At 72.2% G+C, this 10,653-nt stretch carries 11 protein-coding genes, 1 tRNA gene and 1 other RNA gene; 7 read left to right on the plus strand and 6 right to left on the minus strand.

The window, feature by feature from the left end; all coding sequences use genetic code 11:
* Positions 1-86 precede the first annotated feature (86 nt).
* The 5 genes from smpB to OOJ91_RS26480 all read left to right on the plus strand — a co-directional run bounded on the left by smpB (position 87) and on the right by OOJ91_RS26480 (position 3,485).
* Positions 87-566: an SsrA-binding protein SmpB gene (smpB, locus tag OOJ91_RS26460; protein ID WP_007455863.1), complete on the plus strand. Its 480-nt coding sequence runs from the start codon at positions 87-89 to the stop codon at positions 564-566.
* Positions 567-670: 104 nt separating this feature from the next.
* Positions 671-1,046: a transfer-messenger RNA gene (gene ssrA / locus OOJ91_RS26465) on the plus strand.
* Positions 1,047-1,193: 147 nt separating this feature from the next.
* On the plus strand, positions 1,194-1,850 hold the full coding sequence (locus tag OOJ91_RS26470) for a hypothetical protein (protein ID WP_266249122.1): 657 nt from the start codon (positions 1,194-1,196) through the stop codon (positions 1,848-1,850).
* A gap of 154 nt (positions 1,851-2,004) precedes the next feature.
* Complete coding sequence (locus OOJ91_RS26475) at positions 2,005-2,493, plus strand: hypothetical protein (RefSeq protein ID WP_266249124.1); 489 nt, start codon at positions 2,005-2,007, stop codon at positions 2,491-2,493.
* 44 nt (positions 2,494-2,537) lie between these two features.
* A complete protein-coding gene (locus OOJ91_RS26480; protein WP_266249126.1) occupies positions 2,538-3,485 on the plus strand; it encodes a hypothetical protein in 948 nt (315 codons plus the stop codon).
* A 22-nt stretch (positions 3,486-3,507) separates the two neighbouring features.
* On the opposite strand, the gene mdlC is transcribed toward OOJ91_RS26480, so the two are convergent.
* On the minus strand, positions 3,508-5,103 hold the full coding sequence (gene mdlC, locus OOJ91_RS26485; protein ID WP_266249127.1) for a benzoylformate decarboxylase: 1,596 nt from the start codon (positions 5,101-5,103) through the stop codon (positions 3,508-3,510).
* A gap of 142 nt (positions 5,104-5,245) precedes the next feature.
* Positions 5,246-6,046 (minus strand): S-methyl-5'-thioadenosine phosphorylase, encoded by an 801-nt coding sequence (locus tag OOJ91_RS26490; RefSeq protein WP_266249128.1) that lies wholly within the window; start codon positions 6,044-6,046, stop codon positions 5,246-5,248.
* Between the two features lie 173 nt (positions 6,047-6,219).
* Here OOJ91_RS26490 and OOJ91_RS26495 point away from each other — a divergent pair, with 173 nt between their 5' ends.
* Positions 6,220-6,810 (plus strand): YqgE/AlgH family protein, encoded by a 591-nt coding sequence (locus OOJ91_RS26495; protein WP_007455878.1) that lies wholly within the window; start codon positions 6,220-6,222, stop codon positions 6,808-6,810.
* A gap of 88 nt (positions 6,811-6,898) precedes the next feature.
* Positions 6,899-6,971, plus strand: a tRNA-Ala gene (locus tag OOJ91_RS26500).
* 60 nt (positions 6,972-7,031) lie between these two features.
* On the opposite strand, the gene OOJ91_RS26505 is transcribed toward OOJ91_RS26500, so the two are convergent.
* The 4 genes from OOJ91_RS26505 to OOJ91_RS26520 all read right to left on the minus strand — a co-directional run bounded on the left by OOJ91_RS26505 (position 7,032) and on the right by OOJ91_RS26520 (position 10,638).
* On the minus strand, positions 7,032-8,279 hold the full coding sequence (locus OOJ91_RS26505; RefSeq protein WP_266249130.1) for a hypothetical protein: 1,248 nt from the start codon (positions 8,277-8,279) through the stop codon (positions 7,032-7,034).
* Positions 8,280-8,497: 218 nt separating this feature from the next.
* Positions 8,498-8,620 carry a 50S ribosomal protein L36 gene (locus OOJ91_RS26510; RefSeq protein WP_030490864.1) on the minus strand — a complete coding sequence of 41 codons (123 nt, stop codon included), beginning with the start codon at positions 8,618-8,620 and terminating at the stop codon, positions 8,498-8,500.
* Between the two features lie 135 nt (positions 8,621-8,755).
* Entirely contained in the window at positions 8,756-9,985 is a 1,230-nt protein-coding gene (locus tag OOJ91_RS26515) for a sensor histidine kinase (protein ID WP_266249137.1), read from the minus strand.
* Entirely contained in the window at positions 9,982-10,638 is a 657-nt protein-coding gene (locus OOJ91_RS26520) for a response regulator transcription factor (RefSeq protein ID WP_266249139.1), read from the minus strand. The genes OOJ91_RS26515 and OOJ91_RS26520 overlap by 4 nt, the downstream gene beginning before the upstream one ends.
* Between the last annotated feature and the right edge of the window lie 15 nt (positions 10,639-10,653).

Genomic DNA, 10,653 nt, shown 5'->3' on the forward strand with positions numbered 1-10,653 from the left:
AATAAGCCTCATTCGGGTAGCATGATCGGTTGTCCGGCCGGGGTGAGCCCGGCGACGGACGTCTTCTGGGAGAGGGGGTGGCGCCGATGCCACGGGAGAAGGGGCGCAAGGTGGTCGCCTCCAATAAGAAGGCACGCCACGACTACGCGATCCTCGACACGTACGAGGCGGGCATGGCGTTGACCGGCACCGAGGTCAAGTCGCTGCGGGCCGGGCGGGCGTCGCTCGTCGACGCGTTCGCCCAGGAGCGCGACAACGAGTTGTTCCTGCACTCCATGCACATCCCCGAGTACACGCAGGGCACCTGGACCAACCACGAGCCCCGGCGTACGCGCAAGCTGCTGCTCAACCGGGGTGAGCTGGACAAGCTTCTCGGCAAGACCCGCGAGGGCGGTCTGACAATCGTCCCGTTGCAGGTCTACTTCTCCGACGGCTGGGCCAAGGTCGAGATCGCCCTGGCCAAGGGCAAGAAGTCGTACGACAAGCGTCAGGACCTCGCCAAGCGCGACGCGGACCGGGAGATCGCCCGGGTGTCCGGTCGACGCGGCAAGGGTATGGACGACTAATCCGTCTCTTTTGTCCGGGTCGGTGCGTCGGCCCGGGGCTCGGGATGAAAGCCGTTGCGGCAGGCGTTAGTCTTGTCAGTGCCACCACATCGGTGGCCTGTCGAGGGGGTGACTGGTTTCGACTTCGTACGCAGCGACAGGGGAAGCGAGCCGAGGAAGCCGACGTCGTCTCGAGAATCGGTCGTCGGAAACTTATAAGCGCCAAGAACCAACGCGCTGACTTCGCTCTCGCCGCCTGAGGCGAGTAGCTAAGTCTGTCGGCCTGGGAACGCCTTCGTCCCAATAGCCGGCATCAGCTAGAAGGCTGGCCAACCGGACCCGGTCGCGGGGTCCGTGCGGCGAGATCAATCAGCGACTGGGCCCGTCACACCAACTTGCTCGCGTGAGCGGTGGGGCCGAGTAGAGGCACAGCGAGCTGCGCTCGGAGAAGCCCTGACAAACCGGCGAAGGACCCGGGTTCGATTCCCGGCACCTCCACCACCTCGAAGCGAAGCGCCCCGGCCAGCGGCCGGGGCGCTTCGTCGTATCCGACCGGCGACCGAGGAAGCCAGGGCGGATCAGCGGGAGACATGGACCGCCACCGACGCCCGGGGGCGCGGGTGGGTCGCCGACGCCTACGCTGCCGCTGTGACGAACCAGCAGCTGCGCCTGTCGGTCGGCGCGTCGGCCGGCCAGCGCACGGTCGCGGTGGTGACGGGGGTCCTCGTCGCCGCTGTCGGTGCGGCGTTCGTGCTGGCGCCCCTGCTCGCCGGCGGGCTTTTGCGCCGCCTCACCGGCCCGGGAGACGGGTTCGCCTCCTACGAGGAGGCCCGCGACCTGCCGCCGGGAATGCTGCCGCCCGCGCTGAGGGACTCCGGAAGCGCCTCGGGAGGGCCTGGACCGCTCCTCGGGCTGTGCGGGCTGCCGTTCGTCCTGCTCGGTGTCTACCTGGTGCTGCGGGTGCTCCGTACTGCCGCGTGGCTGGACGGCAGCCGGGTGCGGGTGCGGGGCGCCATCCGCAGTCGAACTGTCGATCTCGCCATCGCATCCATCGACTCCCGGCCCCACCGTGAGATGGGCGTCGACCCGTCGGCTGCTGCGGGTCGGTCGCCGGCCGTCGTCGTCACCGACCGGGCCAGCGGGCACCGGGTCACCATCCCGCTGCGGGGGATGGGTCTGCCCGTCCTGCCGCCGTCGGAGCTGCGCGCGCTCGCCGACGCGTTCGCGGCGGGTCGACCCGGCGGGGAGCCCAGCGACGATGCCCGCACGCTCGCCGCCGATCTGCGACGCCTGGCGGACGCCTGAACCGCCCGTCGGCGGCCGTCATCCGCCGTGCCGGTGGGGCCGGAGTCAACGGCTGTTACCACTGGGAGGGATGAGCAGAAAACGCCTCTGGACAGGAGGAACCGGCGGGTTCACCATCACGGTATGGGATAGCAGCCCGCGCGCGGGAGGTGCCATGGTCACCGGTGGAGTCCAGCAGCCGTCAGTCACCGACCGGCCGTCCGCCGCCCGCACGTACCCGGCCGGGCTCCCCGGTGAGCCGAGGGCCGCCGGGCTCGCCGGCGACCTGCACGCCCTGGCCCGTGCCGTCGCGGTCGCGACGACCGAGCCGCGCTGGCGCGAGATCGTGCTGCTCCGCCTACGTCCGGTCGGCCAGGGATTCGCCGAGCACGTCCGGCTCACCGAGGGGCCGGCCGGCCTCTATCGGGAGCTGCTCACCCACTCGCCCCGCCTCGACCACGGGATCCGGCTGCTCACCCGGGAGCACGCCGCGATCGTCGCCGCGATCCTGGCTGCCCAGCGGGTCGCCGAGCGGTCCGAGGCCAGCCCCGACGAGCTGCGGCGCAGGGCGGGGCATCTGCTGCGGGTGCTGGCCCGGCATCGGCGGCGTGGCGCCAACCTGCTCTGGCAGGCGTACCAGACGGATCTCGGCGGCGAGACCTGAGCCGGGGCGGGAACCCGCCCGTCGACGGCATCGTCGAACCTGGCATGCGTCGAGGAGTTCTGTTGCTCGTACTGCCGCTGCTGTCCATTGTGGGCTGTGCCGCGACCAGCGGAGAGCCCGCCGCCCCGCCCACCGCGACGGCGCATCGCGCGTTCGACGGGCGGGCCGCCGCCGTCGCCGCGGCGTGGCAGCCCGGTCCCGGCTGGCGTGACGGGTACGTCCCGTTGCAGGGGCCTACTGTGCTCACCGGCGACCCGCGCTTCACGCCCGACACCGAGACGGCCTTCCGGTCCGGCTGGTACCGGGCCCAGGTCGCCATCCCGCCCACCCGCGTCGGCGCCGAGATCCGGTTCCCGGACGGCCGGTTGACCCTGCCGCTGGTCAGCGCGGCCGAGGCGTACCGGCAGCTCGACCGGGGCGACCCGCTGCCCTGTCCGGGGCGGCCGAAGCGGCTCGGGCGGCCGACTCCCGGCGGTCCCAGCGTCGAACCAGGGCCGGACGGTTGGGCCACCAGCACGACGGAGGCGGCCTGCCTCCCGCTGACCGTCACCGGGGTGACCCTCGGAGCCGTGCCGGTCCGTACGAGTCGAGGTGAGGCGCAGGTCCCGGCCTGGTTGTTCACGGTGGAGGAGCTGGCCACCCCGGTGGCCCAGCTCGCCGTCGCGCCGTCGGCAGTCACGCCGGTCCCGTCGGCACCCACGCCGACCCAGCCACTGCCTGAGGGTCTGGTGGCCGCCCAGGACATCGTGGCGGTGGACGGCGCACGGCTGACCCTCCGGCTCGGCGTCGGCGCCTGCGACACCGGGATCACCCCGGTGGTGCGGGAACTGCCCGACGTGGTGGTGGTCGGCGGGCAGGTCACCCGATCGACCGGGGTGTGTACCGACCAGCTCAAGCTGGAGCCGGTCACCGTCACCCTGGCCACACCGCTTGGGGCGCGGCCGGTGTTGGACGTCTTCACCGGCGCCCCGCTGACGATCGCCCCGCGCTGACCCCCCGACCAGGCCCGCGACTTCAGAGGATCCTGGGCACGTCGGTGCTGATCGGCACCGGCAGGACTGTGGGCCCCTCGGCGCGCAGGCCGGTGGCGAGGGCTGCGCCGAGTTGGTCGGGGGTCTGCACCACCTCGGTGGCGCAGCCGTAGCCGGCCGCGATAGCCGTGATGTCCAGCCCCGGCAGATCCAGCCCCGGCACCCCCGGAGTGTCCTTCAGCTCGGCGAACGCCTTGAGGATCGCGTACTGCTGATTGACCGGGACGACGACCACCACGGGCAGCGCCAGGCGCGCGGCCGTCCACAGCGCCTGCACGGAGTAGTGGAACGAGCCGTCGCCGATCACCGCCACCACCGGCCGGCCACGTCCGGTGTCCCGCTCGGCAAGCGCCACCCCGACCGCGGCCGGCAGGCCGTAGCCGAGGCCGCCGCTGGCCATCGTGAAGTACGACGCCGGCCGGGTGATGCGCAGGTGGCGGCGCAGCGCGGACAGGTTGGACGGTGACTCCTGGACCAGTACGCCGTCGGCCGGCCAGTGCGCGGCCAGGGCGGCGAACATCGCGTCGGCGCTCAGCGGCACGGTGACCTCCGGCGGCGCCGGAACGGCCCGGGGCGCTGGCGGCTGTCGGTCGGCGGTCGGAACCAGGTCGAGAAGCGCGGCGAGCGTCAGCCCGGGGTCCCCGAGCAGGCTGTCCCCGACCGGGGCTCGGGCGGCCTCGTCCGGATCGTCCGTGACGTGCAGCAGGCGGGCGCCCTCGGGCAGGTGGTCGCCCGGCACGTGCGGGTAGTAGCGGAACACCGGGGCGCCGACGACCAGAACTGTGTCGTGGCCCCGCAGCGCCTCGGCCAGCGGCCCGATGGCGAACGGCAGGACCCCGCGGAACTGCGGGTGGTCCTCGGGGAACACGGCCCGTTCCGGCGCCGGGGCCGACCAGACAGGTGCGGCCAGCCGCTCGGCAAGCGCGACGGCCGCCTGCCAACTGCCCGAGCGGTCGACGCCCGGGCCGAACACCAGCACCGGATTGCGACTGTCGGCCAGCACCCGGGCGAACATCTCCAACCGCTGCGGATCCGGCCCGAAGCGGGTCGCCACCGAGCGCGGCGCTGGCGGCGCCTCGGCGGGCTGGGCCCAGTCGTCCATCGGCAGGGAGAGGAACACCGGCCCGACGGGCGGCTGCACGGCTGTCGCGTACGCCCGCAGCAGCGCCGCCGGAATGTCCTGCGCGCGGACCGGCTCGTAGCTCCACTTGACGTACGGCTCGGGCAGCTCGACGGCTCGGCGGCTGGTCAGCCGGGGCTCCAGCAGCAGCATCTCCCGGGTCTGCTGACCGGCGGTGACGATCAGGGGGGTCTTGTTGTGCCAGGCGGTGACCAGGTTGCCCATGCCGTTGCCCATTCCCGGGGCGGTGTGCAGGTTGACGTGCGCGGGCCTGCCGGCCGCCTGGGCGTATCCGTCGGCCATCGCCACCGCCGTGGCCTCGTGCAGCGCGTGGACGTAGTGGAAGTCGGTCGGAAAGTCCCGCAGGAACGGTTCCTCGGTGGAACCCGGGTTGCCGAAGACGGTGGTCATGCCGAGGGTGCGAAGCACGTCGTACGTCGCGTCCCGGACCGTTGCCATCGCCACCTGCCTCCGTGTCGCGCGCAGCGGCGACAGTGGTCGCCCTCCCGATCAGCCGAATCTATCGGGATGTGACAGACCTTTCGGGCGTTTCCCGGCCGTCGAGGCGCCGACCCACCCACCGGGTCGCTCGTGGCCCAGGTCAGGGCAGTGTGAAGGGCAGCGTTATTCCGTCCAAAGCCCGGCCGCACGCACAGTCCTGCTCGACGGGCAGCGCGGCCACCGCGTCCAGCAGCACGTCGCGCAGGCGCTCGGTGTTGGCCGCGAAGACCCGGAACACCTCGTCCTGGGTCACCGACTCGCCGGCCTGCACCCCCGCGTCCAGGTCCGTGATCAACGCGATCGACGAGTAGCAGAGCGCCATCTCCCGGGCGAGCACCGCCTCCGGGTGGCCGGTCATGTTCACGACAGTTCCGCCGATCGACGCGAACCAGCGCGATTCCGCACGGGTGGAGAACCGCGGGCCCTCGACCACCACCACCGTCCCGCCGTCCACCGCCGCGACGTCCCGGGAGGCCGCCGCGGCGAGCAGGGCCCGCCGGCCCCGCGGGCAGTACGGGTCGGCGAACGGCACGTGCACCGCGCCCTCGTCGTAGTAGGTCTGCGTCCGCCCGCTGGTGCGGTCGACGAGCTGATCCGGCACCACGAACGTGCCCGGCCCCAGCTCCGGGCGCAGCCCACCGACCGCACACGGGGCCAGCACCTGGCGTACGCCGAGGGACCGCAGTGCCCACATGTTGGCCCGGTACGGGATCCGGTGCGGCGGGTACCGATGGTCGGAACCGTGCCGGGGCAGGAACGCGACACGCCGTCCGGCCACCTCCGCGATGGTCACCGCGTCCGACGGTGGACCGTAAGGGGTGCCCAGCTCATGAGGGGTGCCATCGAGGAGGGCGTACAGGCCCGACCCGCCGATCACCGCGAGGTCCGCAGTCGGTGTCATGGAGCCCTCCGTCGCAACTGTCCGATCACCCGCCGGTCAGACCTTAGCCAGCGCCGGGGACGCAGGCTATGGTGCCAGGCATGGCGTTGACAGCGCGGCTGATCCCGATGCACCGTTCGGATCGGGCGTTTGACGGATCCCCGGTGCGGGCTCACGGTTGACGGGTAGGTGGGATGCAGGGAGAGGGCCAGGCGATCGGCGGACGAGCGATGGAGTCGATGACCGGGCGGCTGCTGGTCGCGACTCCGGCGCTCAAGGACCCGAACTTCGACCGTACGGTGGTGCTGCTTGTCGCCCACGAGCCGGGTGGCGCGCTCGGCGTGGTCCTGAACCGCGCGACCGAGGTGCCTGTCGCCGAGGTGCTCGGTGACTGGAGTGACCTGGCCCGCCACCCGGCGGTGCTCTTCGAGGGCGGCCCGGTGCAGCCCGACTCGGCGATCTGCCTGGCGCGGATGCGGCAACCGATGCGCCGTTTCAAGGGCTTCCACCAGGTCTCCGGCGCGGTAGGCACGATCGACCTCTCCGTCGACCCGGAGAAGCTGCGGGAGAGCGTCGGCGGGATCCGGGTCTTCGCCGGCTACTCCGGCTGGGGTAGCGGGCAGTTGGAGCAGGAGATCGCCGACGGTTCCTGGTTCCTGCTGGACGCCCTGCCCGGCGACGCCTTCGTCGACCGCCCGGACGACCTGTGGCCGATGGTGCTGCGCCGGCAGGGCGGCATGATGGCCGCCGTCGCCCACTTCCCGCCGGACGTGGCCCTCAACTGACCCGGCTGGGCGGTGACCCCCGCGAGATGACCATGCCGGCCGGTCTGTGTATAGTTTCCCAGTGCCCGGGCGACCGGGACGACAGCAAGGGGCCGTGGCGCAGCTGGTAGCGCACCACACTGGCAGTGTGGGGGTCAGGGGTTCGAGTCCCCTCGGCTCCACCTTGCGACGAACGCCCTGGCCGGGATCATCCGGCCAGGGCGTTCGCCTTTTCGTCGCCCCTACTGGCCGAAGCGCACCCGGATGTCGGACGGGTAGGAGGTCTTCTGCCAGATCACCGCGAAGCGGCCCGTCGGGCTGGACGCGGGCTGCGCGTAGCGCCCGTCCGGGGAGAGGATCTCGGCCGCCCCGAACGCGCCGTCCGGCCCGATCGTCCTGGCCTGTACCCGGGTGGTCGAGAAGTCCGGGCTGGGATTGTTCCACGTGACCAGACCGTCGCCGTCGTCGTCGAGGGTGACCTTCGGCCAGTCGCCGACGCCGAGCCTGGTGACAGTGCCGAGGGTGCCGGCGCTGGAGAGCGTACGACCGAACACCTGGGTGCCCTCCGGGGTCCAGCGGCCCCAGGTCAGCACCGCGTCGCCGTCGAGGTCACCGGCGAGTTCGTCGAACAGGGTCAGCTCGTGGGCGGCCGGCGACACGGCGATGACGCTGCCCAGCGTGTCGGTGTGGCTGTACTGCCGCACCCGCAGGCGAGACGGTGCCCCCGCCTTCGACCACCGGTAGCTGATCACCGCGTCCCCGTCCCGGTCGAGGGCGACCGACGCGCCGCCGTACCTGACGTCGGTGGCGGCCCCGGCGATGGTGCGCAGGGGCGAGACCTGGTCCGGGCGGACCCGCCGCGCGACGACCCGCTGGTAGTCCTCCGACCAGACGACGAGGGCGGTTCCGTTGCGGTCGACCGCCAGGACGGGATCCTCGCCGACGCCGAGGGTCAGCTCCGGGCCGAGCGAGCTGTCCGCGCCGAAGTAGCGGGCCTTGGTGGTGAACCTGTCGTCGCGGATCTCCGTCCAGGTGACAAGCGCCTGACCCGTGGGGTCCACCGCGACAGCCGGACTGATCCCGGTCCAGGTGGCGATCGTCTGGAGCGGGCCCAGCTCGCCCGTGGCGGACACCCGGCGGCCCACCACGAGGCTGTCCTGCCTCCAGACGACTGCGGAGTCGCCGTCGTCGTCGGAGGCGACCTTGGGCCAGGACGCCGAGGCGCCGAGCGGTGAGAGGGTCTGGATCGGGCCCCACACGCCGTCGGCGGAGACCGTCTGCGTCTTGACCTGGTCGTAGCAGCCGCTCGCGCTGCTGTCGCAACCTGCCCAGGCGAGCAGCGAGTCACCGTCGCGGTCGACCGCGACGAAGGGTTGGTCCTGCCCGCTCCAGCCGGCCTCGGAGACCACCTGCTCGGGCGTCCACGTGGCGGCCCGGGCGGGCGTCGGAACGGTGGCCAGCACCGCCAACGCGCCGATCGTGCCGGCCACGAACCTCCGCGTACGCCGTCCCACCGCTGACCTGTCTTCTCCGCGCACCGCCGCCCCCTGGATCGATGAACATGCTCAGTCCAGGGCATGATGCCATCGACCAGGCCGCACCGCTCGCCGGTCAGGCCGAGGAAACAGCGCAACCTTGCCACGCGAAAACGCCCCGACCGGATCACTCCGATCGGGGCGTTTGTCAAGTTATGTCCGGGAGGGGCTGATCAGCCCTGGCGGCTCTTCCACTGCGGGTTCGCGCGGTTCACCACGACCACCCGGCCACGACGGCGGACCACCACCGAACCCGGCTTCTGCTTCAGCGCACGCAACGAGCTACGTACCTTCATGTCTGCCTCCTCGGTATCAGCGGTTCCGAGTATCGAAACGCCGTACCGACCCCGGGGATTCCCGCGGCAAGGGGCCGCGGCGGTCGCGCGGATCGGGCGACGCTTGCGGGCGGGAGCGCCGGCCCGTCGCGGGAGTCATCCGACGGGGGTCGCACCCGCCGCAGGGGCTCGTGACGGGATCGTCGGTAGACGGACCGTGAAGGTCGCCCCGGCGCCAGGCCGGCTGTCGGTGGAGATCGTCCCTCCGTGGCTGGTCACCACCTCGCGCAGAAGAGCCAGGCCCAGACCGAAGCGCCGTTCCTTGGCCCCGGCGCCACGATGGAAACGGTCGAAGAGGTGTGCCGCGTCGGCCGGGTCGAAGCCGGCTCCGCTGTCCGTGACCACCAGGTCCGCGCCACGGCGGGAGGTACGCAGGGCGACGTCGATACGGCCGCCGGTCGGAGTGTGGGTGAGGGCGTTGGCGAGCAGTTCGCCGACCATGCGGCGCAGGGCCGAGGCGATGCCGGGGACGAGGACCGGAGTGTCCGGGACGGTCAGGTGTAGCTGGACGCCCTGCTCCGCGGCGCGGTCGGCCTCACAGTCGACGGCCTGGGCGGCGAGGAGGGCCAGGTTGACGGGCTCGGAGGGGTGCCGGTCGGCCGGGGTGGCGGCGAGGCGGGCGGAGAGCAGGAGTTCGTCGACGATCTCACCGAGCCGGCGGGTGGTCTCGATCAGGCGGTCGTAGTCGGCGTGGTCGGCACCGGCGCGGCGGGCCAGGATCTGGGCGCGGGTGTGGACCTGGGCGATGGGGGTGCGCAACTCGTGGCTGGCGTCGGCGACGAAGCGGCGTTGCCGGGCGAGCGCCTCGGCGAGCGGCGCCACGGCTCGGCGGCCCACGGTGATGCCAGTGAGCACTGCCGCGGCGAGGCCGACCATCGCGGCGAGGAGGAAGGCGGCGAGCAGGTGACGTCTGTCGGAGAGCTGGAAACGGGCGTCGAACACCGCTTGCACGACGCCGGTCCCACGGGGCTGGGTACGGACGTAGTAGGTCGTGCCGTTGCGCTCGACCTTGTCGCTGCGGACCTGATGGTCGAGGGCCACCGCGTCGATGGCGGACCGCAGCGGGAAGCCCGCAGGGGGCGGGTTCCGGCCCGAGTCGATGCGGCCGTCGTCGTACAGGATGATCCAGCTGCAGCCCGGCGGCCCGGCGATGGTGCCGTGGACCGCGCCGTAGTTGAGCTCTCGATCGATCTGCTCGTGCTGGTTGCGCAGCAGGGCGGCATAGGAGATGGCGGCGCCCAGGGCGAGCAGCGCCGTCATGGCGAGTCCGACGAGCAGACTGACCCGGGCCCTGGCCCGGCGCAGGATGGTGTCCTCGAAGCTCACAGGGTGCCCAGCCGGTAGCCGAGGCCGTGCACGGTCCTGATCACTGAGCGGCCGAGCTTGCGGCGCAGGTAGTAGACGTACGTGTCGACAAGGGACGCCGCGGCCGCCTCGTCGAAGACCCGGCTGCGTAGCTCGGAGCGGGAGTGGACTGTGTGCGGCCGGGCCGCGAGGACCCGCAGCAGCTCGAACTCGCGCGCGGACAGGGCGATCCGGGTGCCGTCGGGGAGGACGGCGTCGCGTACGGAGAGGTCGAGCTGGCCCGACCCGAGCCGCAGCACCTCGGTGGACTCGCTGGTCCGGCGGCAGAGGGCTCGGATGCGGGCGCTCAACTCGTCCAGGTCGAAGGGCTTCGTCAGGTAGTCGTCGGCGCCCGCGTCGAGGCCGGCGATCCGGTCCTCGACGGTGCCGAGCGCGGTCAGCAGCAGTGCCCGGGCGGCCACCGCACGGGAACGCAGCCGGACGACCAGGTCCAGCCCGTCGAGGGCGGGTAGGCGCCTGTCGATCACCATCACGTCGTACGGCCGGGTGAGCCCCAGGTGCAGGCCGCGCTGGCCGTCGGGGGCCTGGTCGACGACGTATCCCTCGCCGGTGAGCGTCTCGGCCACCATCCCGCGCAGCTCCGAGTCGTCCTCGACGAGCAGGAGTCGAGTCATACCGTGATGGTTACA

The organism is Micromonospora lupini, assembly GCF_026342015.1.
Taxonomy (GTDB): Bacteria; Actinomycetota; Actinomycetes; order Mycobacteriales; family Micromonosporaceae; genus Micromonospora; species Micromonospora lupini_B.